The organism is Enhydrobacter sp. (assembly GCF_030246845.1).
Lineage (GTDB): Bacteria > Pseudomonadota > Alphaproteobacteria > Reyranellales > Reyranellaceae > Reyranella.
In genome coordinates this window covers 1801328-1818759 of the sequence record NZ_CP126889.1, presented here as the reverse complement: position 1 = coordinate 1818759, position 17432 = coordinate 1801328, and the positions used below count along the sequence as shown (strand labels likewise).

The window sequence follows — 17432 nt, the reverse complement described above, 5'->3', positions numbered from 1 at the left end:
CCTCCTATTTGGCCCGGTTCTTCACCAGATCGTCGACCACCGCCGGATCGGCGAGCGTCGAGACGTCGCCGAGATTGCCGAAATCGTTCTCGGCGATCTTGCGCAGGATGCGGCGCATGATCTTGCCCGAGCGGGTCTTGGGCAGCCCGGGCGCCCACTGGATGACGTCGGGCGTGGCGATCGGGCCGATCTCCTTGCGCACCCAGCCCGAGAGCTCCTTGCGCAGATCCTCGGACGGTTGCTGGCCCGCCTTCAGGGTGACGTAGGCATAGATGCCCTGACCCTTGATGTCGTGCGGATAGCCGACCACCGCCGCCTCGGCCACCTTGGTGTTGGCGACCAGCGCGCTTTCCACCTCGGCGGTGCCGATGCGATGGCCCGAGACGTTGATCACGTCGTCGACGCGACCGGTGATCCAGTAGTAGCCGTCCTCGTCGCGCCGTGCGCCGTCGCCGGTGAAGTACTTGCCCGGATAGGCCTTGAAGTAGGTGTCGATGAAGCGCTGGTGGTCGCCATAGACGGTGCGCATCTGTCCCGGCCAGGAGTTGATCAGGCAGAGATTGCCGGTGCAGGGTCCTTGCAGCTCGTTGCCTTCGGCATCGACCATGACCGGCGTCACGCCGAAGAACGGCCGCGTGGCCGAGCCGGGCTTGAGCTTTATCGCGCCGGGCAGCGGCGTGATGAGGATGCCGCCGGTCTCGGTCTGCCACCAGGTGTCGACGATCGGGCAACGGCTGTCGCCAACCACGCGGTGATACCAGAGCCAGGCCTCGGGGTTGATCGGCTCGCCGACCGAGCCCAGCAGCCTGAGACTCTTGCGGCTCGCCTTCTTCACCGGCGCCTCGCCCTCGCGCATCAGGGCGCGGATCGCGGTGGGCGCCGTGTAGAAGATGTTCACCTCGTGCTTGTCGACGACCTGCCAGAAGCGGCTGGAGTCCGGGTAGTTCGGCACGCCCTCGAACATCAGCGTGGTCGCCCCGTTGGCGAGCGGACCGTAGAGAATGTAGCTGTGGCCTGTCACCCAGCCGACGTCGGCGGTGCACCAGTAGATGTCGCCGTCGTGATAGTCGAAGACATATTGATGCGTCATGGCGACGAACACGAGATAGCCCCCGGTCGTGTGCAGCACCCCCTTGGGCTTCCCGGTTGAGCCCGACGTGTAGAGGATGAACAGCGGATCCTCGGCATTCATCGGCTCGGGCGGGCACTCCGCCGTGACCTTCTCCCTGAGCTCGTGCCACCACACGTCGCGGCCGGCATCCCAGCCGATCTTGCCCGACGTATGCTTGACGACCAGCACCTTCTTGACCATCGGGCACTTCTTCAGCGCCTCGTCGCAATTGGCCTTGAGCGGGATGGGCCGGCCGCCGCGCAGCCCCTCGTCGGCGGTGATGACGATGGGGCTGTCGCAGTCCTGGATGCGATTGGCGAGGCTGTCGGGCGAGAAGCCGCCGAACACGACCGAGTGGATGGCGCCGATTCGTGCGCAGGCAAGCATCGCGTAGGCGGCCTCGGGAATCATCGGCAGGTAGATCGTGACGCGATCGCCCTTCTTCGCGCCGAGCTCCTTCAGCGCGTTGGCCATGCGGTTCACCTCGGCGTGGAGCTCGCGGTAGGTGATCTTCTTCGACCTGGCCGGATCGTCTCCCTCCCAGATGATCGCCACCTGGTCGGCTCGCTTGGCGAGATGCCGATCGACACAGTTGGCGGCGACGTTCAGCACGCCGTCATGGTACCAGCGGATGCGGACATTGCCGGTGTAGTCCACGTCGCGCACCGCCCCCGGGCTGTAGGGCTTGATCCAGTCGAGCCGCTTGCCGTGCTCGCCCCAGAACTTGGCCGGGTCCTTGATCGACGCCTCGTACATCTCCTTGTACTTGGCGTGGTCGACATAGGCGCGCTTCGCCCAGTCGGGGCTGATCGCAAACACCTCTTCGCTCATCGCATCCTCCCGAAGACCTTGTCGCTGGATTATCGCGGTTTTTACCGCGCCGTCGCCGGCTGCGGCAATTCGACTTTGGCCGCGTCCCGAAGGCGCGCCCAGGCGACCGCACCGAACAACAGGATGACGAGCGGCGTGAGCGGGAGGCCCATATAGTTCAACAACAAACCGACTGTCGGGATCAGCCAGACGCTCAAGTAGACAACCCGTTCGCCCGGCAGGCAGCCCTTCGAAGATGCGCCCAAAAAGAGCAACGCAGTCGCGGGCATCAGCAACAGCAGGTCATAGTTCAACGTGTATGGAGATACCAGGAAGGTGGCCGTGACAAGGAGTGCCGTCCGCGCGTGACTCGCTGGATGGCGATAAAAGACCCAGGCGACGACGCCGACTGCGACCGCCGATCCCAGAAGCTGCAGCGTCATCGCCGATTGATCGCTCAAGCCAAGCGTCTTGGCGGCTGCCAGCAACGTTGTCATATGCACGTGCACCCGGGCGTACATTTCGGCGGCCGCCGTGCCGCTGCTTGCATGTCGCGCTGCCGCAATGAAATCGAACCAGGTGTTGCTGCCGAACGCCAGCAAGCTTGTGACAAGCAGAAGGATCACGGTGGTGGCGACGGTCACCAATGGCCGCCATGCGCGTGCCGCCAGCAAGGCCACTGGCACCAATAGCCATACCTGAGGTTTGTAGGCGAGCAGTCCCAATAGTACGCCGGCGGCGATCGGCTTCCGCTCCAGCAATGCCAAGCCACCGTAAAGCAGCGCGATGCTGAGAAAAGTATTCTGGCCGGCCAGCACCACCCAGACGGCCGCTGGCGAGGTGACAATGACAAGCACCGCAGCCCAAGTGAGTTTCATCGACCGCAGGGCAATCGTGCAAAACGTGGCGGTCAGCACGAGAAACGCCGCGACGGCAATGCCTATCGGCAGCAGTCCGAAGGGCAGGATGCCGAGAAGCCACGGCGGCGGATAGAGAAACGGTCGGAAGCCGAGCTCGAAGGGCAGGCGCGCGGCATAAAGCTTGTTTTGGAAGTCGGTCAGTGCCGCCGTGTCGTAGATGACGGAAAGCTTGCCTTCGATCGCTGCGCGCGCCGCAGCATGGAAGACGAGGAAATCCGGAAACAGCACATCGACGCGATAGCTCACCAAGGCGATACCGGTGATCGTGGTGACGACGACCGCGACGTCGTACAGGCTGATGGAGCCGCAGACGAACGCCGCCAGCCGGAGGTCAGTCTTCGATGGTGCACTCATTCGGCGGCCTCGATCGTGGAATGGAGTCGCGCCCAGGCGATTGCTCCGAACGACAGAATGACGAGAGGCGTCAACGGCAGGCCGAACAAATTCAGTGCCCATCCAAGGGTCGGTATCAGCCAGATGACCAGATGGACCAGGCGTTCGAAGGGATAGAAACCTCGGGCCGCGCCCAGCCGGAACAGGGCGACGGCTGCCGGCATCATCAGCAGCAGCTCGTAGTTCAGCGTATAGGGTGAAACCAGGAGGATTGCCGTTGCCAGCACGGCCGTGCGCGCATCGGATGCCGCATGGCGGCGGAAAGCGATCCAGACGGCCACGATGGCGAGCGTCGAGCCGGCGAGCTGGATCGCGCTGCTGATTCCCGGCGGCAGTCCGACGATCCGAGCCGCGGCCAGCAGGGTCGTCATCTGCATAAAGAGACGCTCGAAGGTCTCGTTCACGACGCGCCACGATCCCGCTTCCCGCACGGCGTCGAAGAATGCCGACCAGACGTCGGGACCGAATACGCCAAGGCTGGCGAGCGACAGCCCTGCGGCCGTGCCGAGCGTCCAACCGAGCGCCCGCCATTGCCGCGCCGCCACCAGGGCCAGGGGCACGAGCGCGAAGATCTGAGGCTTGTAGCTGAGAACACCCAGCAAGATGCCGGCCGTCCCCGGTGCACGTTCGATCAGACGCCAGCCGCCATAGAACAGGCCCAGGCTGAGGAAGCTATTCTGCCCGGCCAGCACCGTCCATAGAGCGGCGGGCGACGTGAGGACGGCGAGCCAGCCCCACCAGTCGTGCCGGCCTTCGAGGATGGTGGCCAGCGCTGCCGTCGCCGACAGGAAGAGGCCATAGGCCTTGCCAACGACAAGCGCTCCCAAGGGCAACAGCAGAAGCAGCCAGATCGGCGGGTAGAGGAACGGCCGGAAATGAAGCGTCGTCGCGAGGCGTTCGGCATAGATCGCGTTCTGGAAGGCGGTGAACGCGTCCAGGTCGTAGATCAGCGCCGCATGGCCTTCGAGCCACGCGCGCACCGCCGCATGGAAGACCAGGAAATCGGGAAACAGCACATGGATCCTGGGACCGATGAGCGGGCCACCCAGGAGGCGCAGCAGGAGATACAGCGCGTCGTAGAGTCCGATCGCGGCGCAGAAGCAGGCGGCGACCGCGAGGTCGATCCGCTCCGTTTTCAATCGGTGAACCAGGTCGTGAAGTCCTCGATCGGGGCGCGCTCGGTGATCAGGTTGTTGGGCACGGCGTCGGGATCGGCGTGGCCCAGGGCCAGGCCGCAGATCACGATCTGGTCGTCGGGCACCTCGAGCTCGCGCCGCACAACGTGCTGGAAGCGGCTGAAGGCCGCCTGCGGGCAGGTGTGCAGGCCCTTCTCGCGCGCCAGCAGCATGAGCTGGTCGAGGAAGATGCCGCAATCGATCCACTGGCCGTTGCCCATGCCGCGCTCGACGCACAGGATCAGACCGGCGGGCGCATCGAAGAACTCGTAGTTCTTGCGAAACTGCTTCTGCATGCCGGCGGTGTCGCCGCGCGGTACGCCGAGCAGGGTGTAGAGCTGCTTGCCCACCAGCTTGCGGCGCTGATCGTAGACCGGCTTGAACTGCCTGGGATAGACGTCGTACTCGGCGCCCGGGCCCATGTCGCCCTCGTCCATGGCCTTGAGGATCGCGGCCGAGAGCCGCCGGCGCGCCTCGCCCATCGTCACGTAGAGCTTCCAGGGCTGCAGGTTGCCGTTCGAGGCGGCGCGGTTGGCCGTGGTGATGATCCACTCGATGTCGGCCCTGGAGACGGGATCCGGCTTGAAGACCCGCATCGACCGGCGGGATTTGACGGCTTCCGACACGCGCATGAACGGCTAGCTCCGATTGAGATGACGACGCAGGAACTCGAACAGCTTGCGCAAGGCAATGCCATATTCCTTCTCGTCGAAGTAGTGCGTCGCGCCCTCGAGGATGAAGGTCTCGACCTCCTTGCCGTGTTCGCGCAGCGATCGGGCCATGGCGTGGGTCTGCTCGACCGGCACGTTCTCGTCGCGGTCGCCGTGGATCAGCAGCACCGGGGCGTCGATCTGCGCCACGCGCAGGAGCGGCGAGCGCACCGGCAGGCCTTCCGGTCCGCAGAGATCGTCGAGATAGTCGCGGATGAAGGGATTGGCCTCGCGCCACCGCGCGAGGTCGGTGGGGGCGAAATAGGAGGCGACGGCGGCGATCGGTGGCTTGTGCGCCGCGGCGAGCAGCGCCACCTGCCCGCCCATCGAGGCGCCGACCAGGCCGATGCGGCTGCGATCGACCAGCGGCCGGCGGGCGAGCCAGTCGATGGCCGCGAGAACGTCGAGCGGCTGGCGCAGGCCCTGGTCGTTCTCGCCTTCCGATCCCAGCCAGCCGCGCAGCGAGAGGGCGAGCGCGGCGTAGCCGTTGGCGGTGGCGCGGCGTGCCAGGCCCGCGAGATTGTGGGCATGGCCGGCAAAGCCGTGCAGCAGGACGAGGGCCGGATAGGGCGGCTGGCCGGTCTGCGGCTTGAAGAAATAGCCACCCAGCGTGACGCCGACGCCCGGAATGCCGACCGGCTCGGCGTCCGGCAGTTCCGGCAGTTCCTGCCAGCGGTGCACGACCTCCATCGGCACGCCGTCGGGATCGCGGAAGCGCATGGCGTAACAGCCGGGCGCGAAATCCTCGCGCGCCGCCGGCGGTTGCTCGACGGCGGCACCGGCCGCGCGCAGGTCGGCGAAGACCTGGTCGACCACGGCGCGGCTTTCGGCCGAGACGGCGAGCGACAAGGCACCCGGACCGTAGGACACCCCCTCCTTCGCCTGGCGCATCACGAGCTGGTCGTAGCCTCTGGCCCACAAGACGCTCGACGGTCCTTCCCAGACACGCTGGAAGCCGAGAGTGGGCAGCCAAAGACGATGGAAGGCGATGGACCGGCCGAGGTCGCTCACCTCGATCGCCGCGCCGGCGAAGGACGGGCGCTGCCGCATCAGCACTCGGGCAGGCCGAGCGCGCGCAGCTCGTCGCGCCGCAGATGCGCCTCGCCGGCCAGGAAGAACTCGTCGAGCTGCGGCGGCTTCACCCGGGTTCCCGCCAGCATCGCATGCGCCTGGCCGCGGTGATGGATCTGGTGCTGGAAGAGATGCTCGAGGATGGAGGCGACGCTGGAGGGCGGCGGCGTGCGATCGGGTCGCGGTAGCACCAGGCCGTCGCCAAGCGTGGCTTCGGTCTGGCGTTCGCAAAAGGCCAGCAGACGGCGATCGCTCGCGCGTTGAGCATCGTAAAGCGACGCGGCGTCGGCAAAATCGGGCGGCGGGTCGCCATAGCGCTCGAGCACCGTCGGGTCGCGCTCGAGCGCGTCGATATAGTAGGTATCGACCCAAAGAATGTGGTTCAGCGTGGCGCGCAGCGACGGGAAGAAGCTCGTGCGCGGGGCCGCGAATTCCTCCGGCGTCAGGCCATCGCAGGCCGAGAGCAGGCGATGGTTTGCCCAGGCATTGTTGCGCGCCATGGCGACGAAATGGCGCGCCAGCCCCGCCGCCATGTCCTGTCCTTCCCTCGACGGACGGGCCTCAGGCCGCCTGCGCGAGGTTGCGCAGCACGTAGTGCAGCACGCCGCCGTTCTTGAAATACTCGATCTCCTCGGCGGTATCGATGCGGCAGGTGAGCGTCACCGTCTCCGATGTGCCGTCGCGGCGATGGATGGTCAGTGGGACGTCCATGCCGGGCCGCAGGCCGCCTTCGATGCCGCCGACGTCGAAGCTCTCGTGCCCGGTGAGGTTCAGCGTCTTGCGCGTCATGCCGTCCTTGAACTGCAGCGGCAGAACGCCCATGCCCACGAGGTTGGAGCGATGGATGCGCTCGAAGGTCTCGCACACCACCGCCTTCACGCCGAGCAGGTTGACGCCCTTGGCCGCCCAGTCGCGCGACGAGCCGGTGCCGTATTCCTTGCCGGCGATCAGGATCTGCGGCGTGTGCTCCTTCTTGTAGCGCATCGCCACGTCGTAGATCGGCTCCGGCTGGTCGGTCTGGTAATGATGCGTGAAGCCGCCTTCGACGCCCGGCACCATCTCGTTCTTCAGGCGGATATTGGCGAAGGTGCCGCGCATCATCACCTCGTGGTTGCCGCGCCGGGTACCGTACTGGTTGAAGTCCTTGGGCGCGACGCCATGCTCTTCCAGGTACTTGCCGGCGGGGCTGTCCTTCTTGATCGAGCCCGCGGGCGAGATGTGGTCAGTGGTGATCGAATCGCCGAACTGGCCGAGCGGCCGGGCGCCGGCGATGTTGCCGACCGCGGCCGGCGTCTTGTCCATGCCCTCGAAGTAGGGCGGGTTGCGCACGTAGGTCGACTTGTCGTCCCAGCTATAGGTGAGACTCGGCTTGGTCTTGATGCCGCGCCAGAACTTGTCGCCCTTGAAGACGTCGGCATAGCGCTTCTTGAATGCCTTGGCGGTGACGTACTTGTTGACGGCCTTCTCGACCTCGAGGTTCGAAGGCCAGAGATCCTTGAGGTAGACCGGCTTGCCGCCCTTGCCGATGCCGATCGGATCGCGGGTGATGTCGACCTTCATCGAGCCGGCCAGCGCATAGACCACGACCAGCATCGGCGAGGCGAGGTAGTTGGCGCGCGTCAGCGGATTGACGCGGCCCTCGAAGTTGCGGTTGCCGGACAGCACCGAGCACACCACGAGATCGCCGTCGGTCACCGCCTTGGTCACCGGATCGGGCAACGGGCCCGAGTTGCCGATGCATGAGGTGCAGCCATAGCCCACCAGATTGAAGCCGATCTTGTTCAGGTCCTTCTGCAGGCCGGACGCCTCGAAATACTCGGTCACCACCTGCGAGCCCGGCGCCAGCGACGTCTTCACCCATGGCTTGACCTTGAGACCGTGCTTCACGGCGTTGCGCGCCACCAGCCCCGCACCCAGCATGACATAGGGATTCGAGGTGTTGGTGCAGGAGGTGATGGCGGCCAGAACCACGTCGCCATGGCCGAGATCGTAGCCGGCGCCCTCGCATGCGATCCGCTTGCCGTCGTCGCGCCGATCGAATTCCTTCTCCATGTTGGCGACGAACTGCTGGCTCGCCTGGGAAAGCGGCACGCGGTCCTGCGGCCGCTTGGGGCCGGCCAGGCTCGGCTCGACGTCGCCGAGGTCGAGGGTGAGCGTATCGGTGAAGACCGGTTCGGGGGATTTGCGCGAACGCCACAGACCCTGCTTCCTGGCGTAGGCCTCGACCACCTTGGCCGCGGCGCCGCGGTTCGTGGTTTTCAGATACTCGATCGTGATCTCGTCGATCGGGAAGAAGCCGCAGGTCGCGCCGTATTCCGGCGCCATGTTGGCGATCGTCGCGCGGTTGGCGAGCGGCATCTCCTCGAGGCCATCGCCGTAGAACTCGACGAACTTGTTGACCACGCCCTTCTTGCGCAGCATCTGGGTGACGGTGAGCACGAGGTCGGTCGCGGTCGCACCTTCCCTGAGCTTGCCGGTGAGCTTGAAGCCCACGACCTCGGGAATGACCATCGGCAGCGGCTGGCCCAGCATGCCGGCCTCGGCCTCGATGCCGCCCACGCCCCAGCCCAGCACGGCGAGGCCGTTGATCATGGTGGTATGGCTGTCGGTGCCGACCAGCGTGTCGGGATAGAGCACCGTCTCCCGGCCATCCTTCTGCTGGAACACGACCTGGGCCAGGAACTCGAGGTTGACCTGATGGCAGATGCCGGTGCCCGGCGGCACCACGCGGAAATTGTCGAACGCCATCTGGCCCCAGCGCAGGAACTGGTAGCGCTCGAGGTTGCGCTCGTATTCGAGCTTCACGTTGGCCTTGAAGGCGGAGCTGTTGCCGAACTCGTCGACGATCACCGAGTGGTCGATGACCAGATCGACCGGGACCAGAGGGTTGATCTTCGTGGCGTCGCCGCCCAGCTTGCCCATGGCATCGCGCATGGCCGCGAGGTCGACCACCGCCGGTACGCCGGTGAAGTCCTGCATCAAGACGCGCGCCGGCCGGAAATTGATCTCCTTCTTCGACTTGCCGCCGGCCTGCAGCCAGTCGGCGAAAGCCGCGATGTCGTCCTTCCGGACGGTGGCCCCGTCCTCGTTGCGGACGAGGTTCTCCATCAGGATGCGCAGGGAGAAGGGCAGGCGGGAGAGATCGCCGACCTCCTTCTCGACCGCCTTCAGGCTGTAGTAGGTGTAGTTCCTGGCGCCGATCTTCAGCGATTTCCGGGCCTTGAAGCTGTCGAGACGGGCGGCCATGACGGTTCTCCTGCGATCGGTTCGGGCAAAATTCGGTCGCAAAATAGGGGCAGGGAAGGGCGCAGGCAATCGGCGGATGCGGGCCGACCGACAGTGTGCGAGATTGACCCATGGCCTGGAAAATACGCTGCATTTGGGGCGCTCTGATCGTCCTCGTGGCAGCCGCGGGCGATGGCGCCGCCCAGTACAACAGCAGTCGCGACTGGGATCCGCCGGTGCGCGATTTCGGCCATGCGTCCGATGCGCGCAACCCGCCGCTCGAGACGCTGAACCGCATCCTGTCCGCCAGCCAGCTTTCGCCGGTCGACCGGACCGTCTATCTCAGCATCCGCGCCTTCCAGTTGAGCAAGGCCGGCCGCGAGGCCGACAGCCAGAAGGACGTGGCCGAGATGGTCAAGCTCCTGCCGGCCGTCTGGCAGGTCGTGCTGTCCAGCACGCAGCCCGAGCTGGCCGGCGGTGGCGATCGCGCCGCCGCGCTCAGAACGCTCGAATACGGGCTGCAGCGCAAGCCCGGCGATCCCTGGCTGACGATCGCGCAGGCCCAGGTCAACATGCAGATCGCCGAGTTCAGGCGCGCCCTCGGCCTGCTCGATGCGGCTCTTGCGGCCTCCTCGAACGAGGCCGAACGGCGCGCCGCCTTCTATTATCGCGGCCATGCCAATTTCAATCTCGGCAACTTCGACCAGGCGGCCGACGACTTCAGCGGCGCGCTGGTCGGACGCCGCACGCTCGCCCGGCGCCTGCCGGCGCTGCTCTGGCGCTATGCCGCGCAGGTCCATACCCGCCAGGATTCGCGCGCCGTGCTGCGCGCCGAGCTCGGACGGGAAGATCTCTCCGAATGGCCGGGGCCGATCGTGAATTTTCTCTTCGGCCGGCTGAGCCCGATTCAGCTCGAGGTCGTGGCGGAGTCGGACGAGTCGGCCAAGCGCACCAACGGCCGATGCCCCGCGGCATTCTTCGTCGGCATGGAGGCGCTGCGCCGCGGCGAACGCCAGCGGGCGCGCGAGCAGTTCCAGCTCACCCAGGCGCGCTGCCCGACCGTCTCGGAGCTCAACTGGGCGGCGACCAGCGAACTCAAGCGCCTCTAGTCAGCCGACCAGCGCCAGCGGTGCGATGAAGCGGCTCATTTCGGCCAGCACATAGGCCGGCTGCTGCAGGTGCGGGCTGTGACCGCAGGCCGGCACCAGCCGCGTCTCGCAGTAGCCGCCGACCTTGCCCGCGATGATGCCGAGCTGCAGCTCGGTGCCGTACTCGTCGTCCTCGCCCTGGATCGCCTGCAGCGGCACCTGCACGCCGGGCAGCCGACCATTGGCATCCATCGGCTCGAAGCCGGGCGAGGCCCACGCGTCGGCCCAGAGATGGAAGGCGCGGTCGACGTTGTCGCCGTGATATTTCGCCAATCGCTGCCGCAGATCGCCCGAGGCGAAGGCCGCCTGCGCCTCCACGATCCGTTCGACGCAGATCGGCTCGTTGACGGCGTGGGCGGCGAGCGTGGCCACGGCGCGCAACGGCTCGGGATCGGCGGCGGCGTAGTTGAGCGCGATCGTGCCGCCGTCGCTGTGGCCGATCAGCACGCAGTCCTCGATCCCGGTCGCGGCCAGCAGCCTGGGCAGCACGATGTCCGCCTCGATCTCCATGTAGCGGACGCCCGGATCGGCCGGCCAGGGGCTCGACCGGCCGTAGGCGGTGCGGTCGTAGACAATGCCGGAGCACATCGTGGCGTCACAAAGCTTCTGCGGAAAGTCGCGCCACATCTCGATGCAGCCCAGCCCCTCGTGCAGGAAGACGAGCGTCGTGCGGTCGAGCCCGTCCGTTCGTCGCGGCGAGAGCCGGCGCAGACGCAGCGTCCGATCGCCGAGATCGATGAAGTCGTCCGAAGAGGGCATCGCCCCCTTTTCCCGGCGCCTCGCGCGCCGGTCAAGCATCCGTCCGATCGAGCCGGGCAGGTCTCGTCCGTGATTGCGTGCTAGAGTGCCGGCGGAGCCGCGGCAAAGCGGCTGCGCCGATCCATGAGAGTGCTTCTCGTCGAGGACAACCCGGAGCTGGTGCCGCTCCTGACCAAGGGGCTGTCGCAGGGCGGCCTGGCGGCGGATTCGGTCGGCACTGTCGCGGATGCGCGGCGTGCGCTCGGCGCGATGAATTTCGCCGCCGTCGTGCTGGACCTCGGTTTGCCGGACGAGGACGGCCTCGCCTTGCTGCGCGAGATGAGACGCGGCGGCGACGCGACGCCCGTGCTGGTGCTGACTGCCCGCGATGCCATCACCGATCGGGTCACCGGCTTGCGTGAAGGCGCCGACGACTATCTCGCCAAGCCGTTCGCGATGGAGGAGCTGGTGGCCCGCCTGCAGGCCCTGCTGCGTCGCCCGGGCAATCTGCTGGGACGCCTGCTCACCTTCGGCAATATCGCGCTCGACACGGAAGGGCGGCAGGTCCTCGTCGACGGCACGGTGCGCACTTTTCCGGCCCGCGAGACTGCGGTGCTCGAGATCCTTCTGCGCCGCGGCGGCAACGTGGCGCCCAAGCGGCTGTTCGAGGACCACCTGTTCGGCCTTTCTGGCGAGGTCGCATCGAACGCGGTCGAGGTCTACGTCCATCGCCTGCGCAAGCTGCTGGTCGACGCCGGGGCCACGGTGAAGATCCATACGGTCCGCGGCGTGGGCTATCTGATGGCCGAGGACAAATCCTAGGAAGGGGCGATGATCCGCTTCCGCTCGATCATCGCACGCATCGTCGTGCTGCATGTGCTGGCGCTTGCGGCAACATCGATCCTGATGCCGCTGGCGCTTCACTGGCTGCTGAACCAGGCAGCCAACGACCTGTTGCGGGATTCCTTGCGCGCCGAGGCGCAGACGATCTCGACCTTCCTGCGCCTGAATCCCGACGGCAAGCTCGTCCTCGATATTCCGGCCGAGGCGCGGCCGCTCTATTCGCCAAGCTATGGCCTTTACGCCTTCGCCATCCTCGACGCGCAGCGGCGCGTGCTGTTCTCATCGCGTGCCGACGGTAGGGCGCTGTTCGCGCCCGACGAGACGTCGGTCGGCCAGTGGTCCACCCGCGGCGGCGGCGCCTCGACCTTGTTCGGTGTGACGGTCGTGCGGCCGATCGGCGAGAGGCTGGTGTCGATCCAGGTCGGGCAGGACCTGGCGCATCGCGACGTCATTGTCGACGATGTCGTCAGGTCGTTCTATCCGCGCGTCGCCTGGATCACCTTTCCCATCCTCCTGGCCTTGCTGCTGATCGACATCCTGATCTTCCGCCGGGCGTTGAAGCCGGTCCGCGAAGCCTCGACGACAGCGGCGGCGATCGGGCCGCAGCGGACCGAGCTGCGCTTGCCCGAACAGACCATGCCGAGCGAGATCGCGCCGTTGGTCCGAGCGGTGAACCATGCCCTCGATCGTCTCGAAAGGGGCCTGCGCACGCAACGGGACTTCACCGCCGACATGGCGCACGAGCTGCGCACGCCGCTCGCCATCGTGCGTGCGCGCGTCGACTCGCTCGATCCAGGTCCGGTGCGAAACGCCTTGCGCACCGACCTCGTCGACATGACGCACACCGTCAACCAGGTCCTCGACATTGCCGAGCTGGAGACATTTGTCGTCGGAAAGGAGGCTGAAGCCGATCTCCATGCCGTCTGCGCCGACGCAGTGAGCTTCATGGCGCCGCTGGCTGTCGAAATGTCGAAGACAATAGCGTTGACCGGCGAGTCCGGCCCGGTCTGGGTGCACGGCCAGGCCGAGGCGCTGTTTCGCGCCGTCCGTAACCTGATCGAGAATGCCATCCGGCATACCCCGTCAGGCGTGTCGATCGAGGTGGAGATCGGCAAGGACGGAACCGTGCGCGTGCTCGACGACGGACCGGGAATCGCCGAGGCCGACCGCGAATCGATCTTCCGCCGCTTCTGGCGTCGCGATCGCGCCAGGGCCGAGAGTCGCGGCCTGGGCCTTGCCATCGTGGCACGCGTGGCCGAAGCACACGGCGGGAGCGTGACGGTGGCGAACCGGCCGGAAGGGGGAGCCGTCTTCACCCTGACGTTGCGGCCCGTCTGACCTTTCAGGCTGCGGCCTGTTTTGCGATCGGCGGGATGAAGCGAAAGGCCGCGCCGAGCCGATTCCAGGCGTTGATGTTGGCGATGGCGACGCTCAGCCACATGAGCTCGTCCTCGCCGAAATGCTCGCGCGCCGCCGCGTAGGCGGCGTCGGAGACCGAATGGCCGGCAAGCCTGGCCAGTCGCTCGGCCCAGGCGAGCGCCGCGCATTCTCGGGCCGTGAAGATGCCCGCCTCCTCCCAGGTGGCCACCAGGTCGAGCTTTTCCTGCGGCACCCCGATCCGCCGCGCGGCGGTCAGGTGAATTTGCAGGCAGAAGGCGCAATTGTTGATCTGCGATACGCGCAGCTTCACCAGCTCCACGAGCTGCTTGTCGAGGTCGGTCTGCTCGACGGCTTTTCCCATGGCCAGCAGAGCCGCCTGCGCGGCGGGGGCGGTCTTCGTGAACTCCTGGTAGCTAATGCGGCGGGCGGACATCGCAATGCTCCTCGCTGATATTCGAGTTCTGATATTATGGTTGACGGAGCGGATGACAAGAGGTGATTCGGGTGGCGGCCGGGACCGGGTTTTTTCCCGCGGCGGTTCGGGCTAGGATGCAGCCCGTCCAAGGGGGGCCCCGACAAGGGGCTGAGATACCGATCGCCGCGGTCCATCAGCCGTGGTTAGCGCGGTGACCCTTTGAACCTGATCCGGGTCATGCCGGCGAAGGGACAGGATGCCTTCCTTTGCACGACACACCGGATCTCCTTCTGTCCTTTTGTCATGGGAGATCCCTCGTCATGGACACCATCATCGCCACACCGAAGGTGACGACCGGGCCGCTGCCGGCCTCGCAGAAGATTTACGTCACGCCGGAGGAGGCGCCCGATCTCAGCGTGCCCCTGCGCGAGATCACGCTCAGCGAGCCGAGCGAGCCCAGGGTCCGGGTCTATGACACGACCGGCCCCTACACCGACCCCGCCATCGCGATCGACGTGACGAAGGGGCTCGCCCGCACGCGCCGCGGCTGGGTGCAGGCGCGCGGCGGCGTCGAGGAATATGAGGGACGTCCGATCCAGCCGATCGACAACGGCAACGTAAAGGCCTCGGCGCTGCAGCCCTTCCCCGACACCCCGCGCCCGCTGCGCGGCCTCGACGGCAAGCCGATCACTCAGCTCGAATGGGCGCGCCGGGGCGTCATCACCAGGGAGATGATCTACGTCGCCGCACGCGAGAATCTCGGCCGCAAACGCGCGCACGAGCTCGCCGGCGAACGGCTGGCCGACGGCGAGAGCTTCGGCGCGGCGCTACCCGAGTTCATCACACCCGAATTCGTGCGTGCGGAGGTGGCGGCCGGCCGCGCCATCATTCCGGCCAACATCAACCACGCCGAGCTCGAGCCGATGATCATCGGCCGCAATTTCCTCGTGAAGATCAACGCCAACATCGGCAACTCGGCCGTCACCTCCTCGATGGAGGAGGAGGTCGAGAAGATGGTGTGGGCGATCCGCTGGGGCGCCGACACGGTGATGGATCTCTCCACTGGCCGCAACATTCACGACACGCGCGAATGGATCGTGCGCAACGCGCCGGTGCCGATCGGCACGGTGCCGATCTACCAGGCGCTCGAGAAGGTGGGCGGCGATCCGACCAGGCTTTCGTGGGAAGTTTTCCGCGACACGCTGATCGAGCAGTGCGAGCAGGGCGTGGACTATTTCACCATCCATGCCGGCGTGCGTCTCGCCCATGTGCCGCTGACGGCCAGCCGTGTCACCGGCATCGTGAGCCGCGGCGGCTCGATGATGGCGCAGTGGTGCCTGACGGAGCATCGCGAGAGCTTCCTCTACGAGCACTTCGGCGACATTTGCGACATCATGCGCAAGTACGACGTGTCGTTCTCGCTGGGCGACGGGCTGCGTCCGGGCTCGAACGCCGACGCCAACGACGCCGCGCAGTTCGCCGAGCTCGAGACCCTGGGCGAGCTCACCAAGGTCGCCTGGGACAAGGGCTGCCAGGTCATGATCGAAGGGCCGGGCCACGTCCCCATGCACAAGATCAAGGTCAACATGGAGAAGCAGCTCAAGGAGTGCGGCGAGGCGCCGTTCTACACCCTGGGGCCGCTCGTCACCGACATCGCGCCCGGCTACGACCACATCACCTCGGGCATCGGCGCCGCCATGATCGGCTGGTACGGCACGGCAATGCTCTGCTACGTCACGCCCAAGGAGCATCTCGGCCTGCCCGACCGCGACGACGTGAAGGTGGGGGTCATCACCTACAAGATCGCCGCCCACGCCGCCGACCTCGCCAAGGGCCATCCGGCGGCGCGGCTGCGCGACGACGCGCTCAGCAAGGCGCGGTTCGAGTTCCGCTGGCGCGACCAGTTCAACCTCTCGCTCGATCCGGCGACGGCCGAGAAGTTCCACGACGAGACGATGCCCAAGGAAGCGCACAAGACCGCGCACTTCTGCTCGATGTGCGGGCCGAAGTTCTGCTCCATGCGCATTACCCAGGACATCCGCGACTATGCCCAGAAGGGCATGAAGGAGATGAGCGAGAAGTTCAAAGCCGGCGGCAACGCGCTCTACGTGCCCGACAAGGCCGCCGACTGATCAGGTTCCGGCCGGTCCCGGACAAGCCAGCCGGACCGGCCGGTCGCCTTGCGCCCCCCTCGCGGCTGGGGGAGACTCCGAGCAGTCCCTGCGTATAGCGGAAAGGACCTGCTTTTGGGGCTCATCGGGCGATGAATCGACGGCGCACCCTGCTAGGGATCGGCGTGGGGCTCGCGGTCGTCGTCGGCGCCGCGTGGTATTTCAGCCATTCGGGCTCCGCGCCCCCGAACCGGGGCAACCGCACCGCCGCGAGCCAGGCCGTCACCGTGGGCCTGGCGACGGTCGTGAAGGGCGACATTCCGATCGTCGACAGCGCGCTGGGGACGGTCACGCCGCTTGCGACCGTCACCGTGAAGACGCAGATCACGGGCCAGCTCGTCCAGGTCGCCTTCACCGAGGGCCAGGCGGTCAAGAAGGGCGACCTGCTGGCGGTCGTCGATCCCCGGCCCTACGAGGTCGCCCTCCAGCAGGCCATCGGCACGCTGGAGAAGGACCAGGCGCTCCTCAAGAACGCGCAGCTCGACCTCGAGCGCTACCGCAAGCTGGTGGCGCAGGATTCGGTCGCCCGGCAGACCTACGACACCCAGGCCGCCCTGGTGCGGCAGTACGAAGCCACGCTGGTGACGGACCGGGCGGCCGTGGACTCGGCCAAGCTCAACCTCGTCTACACGCGGATCGTGGCGCCGACCGACGGCAGGATCGGGCTGCGCCTGGTCGATCCTGGCAACTATGTCTCGATGGGCGACGCCACCGGCATCTGCGTCATCACCCAGATGCAACCCATGTCGGTGCTGTTCCCCATTCCCGAGGATGCGCTGCCTGCGGTGCGCAAGCGCCTGCGCGAAGGCGCCACGCTGCAGGTGACGGCGCTCGATCGCGCGCAGAAGGTCGAGCTGGGCGTGGGAAAGCTCGCCACCACCGACAATCAGATCGATACGACCACCGGCACGGTGAAGCTCCGGGCGATGTTCGACAACAAGGACGAAGCGCTCTTTCCCAACCAGTTCGTCAATATCCGGCTTCTGGTGGACACGGTGCGGGACGCGCTGGTGGTGCCGGTGGCGGCGATCCAGAGGGGACAACCGGGCACGTTTGTCTATCGCGTCAAGGCCGACGACACGGTCGAGATCGCGGTCGTCGAGACGGGCGTCAGCGACGGCGAGAAGATCGCCATAGCGAAAGGGCTGGCGCTCAACGACCGGGTGGTGGTCGACGGCACCGACCGTCTGCGCGCGGGCTCCAAGATCCGCGTTCCGGCGCGACCGGTCGCCGCCGCGCCGGGCGATAGCCGTGAGGACGCCCAGGCCCGCCCGGCCAGGGGCGGCGCCGGACGTCCGGCGCAATCGAACCAGTAACGCCGT

The 17432-nt window shown here is 66.7% G+C and carries 14 protein-coding genes and 1 riboswitch; of the genes, 5 read left to right on the top strand and 9 right to left on the bottom strand.

Features of this window, described 5'->3' with window-relative positions; genetic code table 11:
• Positions 1-4: 4 nt before the first annotated feature.
• From acs to acnA, 7 genes are read right to left on the bottom strand one after another with little or no spacing between them, the layout of a single operon-like run.
• A complete protein-coding gene (acs, locus tag OJF58_RS09140) occupies positions 5-1942 on the bottom strand; it encodes an acetate--CoA ligase (RefSeq protein WP_300783694.1) in 1938 nt (645 codons plus the stop codon).
• Between the two features lie 41 nt (positions 1943-1983).
• The gene (locus OJF58_RS09135; protein ID WP_300783692.1) at positions 1984-3195 is read right to left on the bottom strand and encodes a glycosyltransferase family 87 protein; all 1212 of its coding nucleotides are present in this window, start codon (positions 3193-3195) and stop codon (positions 1984-1986) included.
• Positions 3192-4373, bottom strand: coding sequence for a glycosyltransferase family 87 protein (locus OJF58_RS09130; protein ID WP_300783691.1), 1182 nt, complete (start codon positions 4371-4373; stop codon positions 3192-3194). The genes OJF58_RS09135 and OJF58_RS09130 overlap by 4 nt, the downstream gene beginning before the upstream one ends.
• Entirely contained in the window at positions 4370-5041 is a 672-nt protein-coding gene (locus OJF58_RS09125) for a nitroreductase (protein WP_300783689.1), read from the bottom strand. Before OJF58_RS09125 ends, OJF58_RS09130 begins: the two co-directional genes overlap by 4 nt.
• A 6-nt stretch (positions 5042-5047) precedes the next feature.
• The gene (locus OJF58_RS09120; protein ID WP_300783687.1) at positions 5048-6169 is read right to left on the bottom strand and encodes an alpha/beta fold hydrolase; all 1122 of its coding nucleotides are present in this window, start codon (positions 6167-6169) and stop codon (positions 5048-5050) included.
• Positions 6169-6723 (bottom strand): DinB family protein, encoded by a 555-nt coding sequence (locus OJF58_RS09115; RefSeq protein ID WP_300783685.1) that lies wholly within the window; start codon positions 6721-6723, stop codon positions 6169-6171. The genes OJF58_RS09120 and OJF58_RS09115 overlap by 1 nt, the downstream gene beginning before the upstream one ends.
• A gap of 28 nt (positions 6724-6751) precedes the next feature.
• Positions 6752-9436, bottom strand: a complete 2685-nt coding sequence (gene acnA / locus OJF58_RS09110; protein WP_300783683.1) for an aconitate hydratase AcnA — start codon at positions 9434-9436, stop codon at positions 6752-6754.
• 110 nt (positions 9437-9546) lie between these two features.
• Between acnA and OJF58_RS09105 the strand changes: the two genes are divergently transcribed.
• The gene (locus tag OJF58_RS09105) at positions 9547-10524 is read left to right on the top strand and encodes a hypothetical protein (RefSeq protein ID WP_300783681.1); all 978 of its coding nucleotides are present in this window, start codon (positions 9547-9549) and stop codon (positions 10522-10524) included.
• Here the strand turns inward: OJF58_RS09105 and OJF58_RS09100 are convergent, their stop codons facing one another.
• Complete coding sequence (locus OJF58_RS09100) at positions 10525-11322, bottom strand: alpha/beta hydrolase (RefSeq protein ID WP_300783679.1); 798 nt, start codon at positions 11320-11322, stop codon at positions 10525-10527.
• 123 nt (positions 11323-11445) lie between these two features.
• On the opposite strand from OJF58_RS09100, the gene OJF58_RS09095 reads away from it, so the two are divergent.
• Positions 11446-12123, top strand: coding sequence for a response regulator transcription factor (locus tag OJF58_RS09095; protein ID WP_300783677.1), 678 nt, complete (start codon positions 11446-11448; stop codon positions 12121-12123).
• Between the two features lie 9 nt (positions 12124-12132).
• The gene (locus OJF58_RS09090; protein WP_300783675.1) at positions 12133-13482 is read left to right on the top strand and encodes an ATP-binding protein; all 1350 of its coding nucleotides are present in this window, start codon (positions 12133-12135) and stop codon (positions 13480-13482) included.
• A gap of 4 nt (positions 13483-13486) precedes the next feature.
• Here the strand turns inward: OJF58_RS09090 and OJF58_RS09085 are convergent, their stop codons facing one another.
• Positions 13487-13957: a carboxymuconolactone decarboxylase family protein gene (locus OJF58_RS09085; RefSeq protein WP_300783673.1), complete on the bottom strand. Its 471-nt coding sequence runs from the start codon at positions 13955-13957 to the stop codon at positions 13487-13489.
• A 120-nt stretch (positions 13958-14077) separates the two neighbouring features.
• A riboswitch (TPP riboswitch) is annotated at positions 14078-14209 on the top strand.
• Positions 14210-14259: 50 nt separating this feature from the next.
• On the opposite strand from OJF58_RS09085, the gene thiC reads away from it, so the two are divergent.
• Together thiC and OJF58_RS09075 are read left to right on the top strand one after the other, a co-directional pair.
• A complete protein-coding gene (thiC, locus tag OJF58_RS09080; protein WP_300783672.1) occupies positions 14260-16071 on the top strand; it encodes a phosphomethylpyrimidine synthase ThiC in 1812 nt (603 codons plus the stop codon).
• Positions 16072-16202: 131 nt separating this feature from the next.
• Positions 16203-17426, top strand: a complete 1224-nt coding sequence (locus OJF58_RS09075; RefSeq protein ID WP_300783671.1) for an MdtA/MuxA family multidrug efflux RND transporter periplasmic adaptor subunit — start codon at positions 16203-16205, stop codon at positions 17424-17426.
• Positions 17427-17432 lie beyond the last annotated feature (6 nt).

What these genes read in the sequence shown, in the direction of transcription:
- acnA (WP_300783683.1), bottom strand. Translation starts at nt 9,436, where the DNA reads ATGGCCGCCCGTCTCGACAGCTTCAAGGCCCGGAAATCGCTGAAGATC.
- OJF58_RS09115 (WP_300783685.1), bottom strand. Translation starts at nt 6,723, where the DNA reads ATGGCGGCGGGGCTGGCGCGCCATTTCGTCGCCATGGCGCGCAACAAT.
- OJF58_RS09135 (WP_300783692.1), bottom strand. Translation starts at nt 3,195, where the DNA reads ATGAGTGCACCATCGAAGACTGACCTCCGGCTGGCGGCGTTCGTCTGC.
- OJF58_RS09090 (WP_300783675.1), top strand. Translation starts at nt 12,133, where the DNA reads ATGATCCGCTTCCGCTCGATCATCGCACGCATCGTCGTGCTGCATGTG.
- OJF58_RS09085 (WP_300783673.1), bottom strand. Translation starts at nt 13,957, where the DNA reads ATGTCCGCCCGCCGCATTAGCTACCAGGAGTTCACGAAGACCGCCCCC.
- OJF58_RS09120 (WP_300783687.1), bottom strand. Translation starts at nt 6,169, where the DNA reads ATGCGGCAGCGCCCGTCCTTCGCCGGCGCGGCGATCGAGGTGAGCGAC.
- acs (WP_300783694.1), bottom strand. Translation starts at nt 1,942, where the DNA reads ATGAGCGAAGAGGTGTTTGCGATCAGCCCCGACTGGGCGAAGCGCGCC.
- OJF58_RS09105 (WP_300783681.1), top strand. Translation starts at nt 9,547, where the DNA reads ATGGCCTGGAAAATACGCTGCATTTGGGGCGCTCTGATCGTCCTCGTG.
- OJF58_RS09100 (WP_300783679.1), bottom strand. Translation starts at nt 11,322, where the DNA reads ATGCCCTCTTCGGACGACTTCATCGATCTCGGCGATCGGACGCTGCGT.
- OJF58_RS09125 (WP_300783689.1), bottom strand. Translation starts at nt 5,041, where the DNA reads ATGCGCGTGTCGGAAGCCGTCAAATCCCGCCGGTCGATGCGGGTCTTC.
- OJF58_RS09075 (WP_300783671.1), top strand. Translation starts at nt 16,203, where the DNA reads ATGAATCGACGGCGCACCCTGCTAGGGATCGGCGTGGGGCTCGCGGTC.
- OJF58_RS09095 (WP_300783677.1), top strand. Translation starts at nt 11,446, where the DNA reads ATGAGAGTGCTTCTCGTCGAGGACAACCCGGAGCTGGTGCCGCTCCTG.
- thiC (WP_300783672.1), top strand. Translation starts at nt 14,260, where the DNA reads ATGGACACCATCATCGCCACACCGAAGGTGACGACCGGGCCGCTGCCG.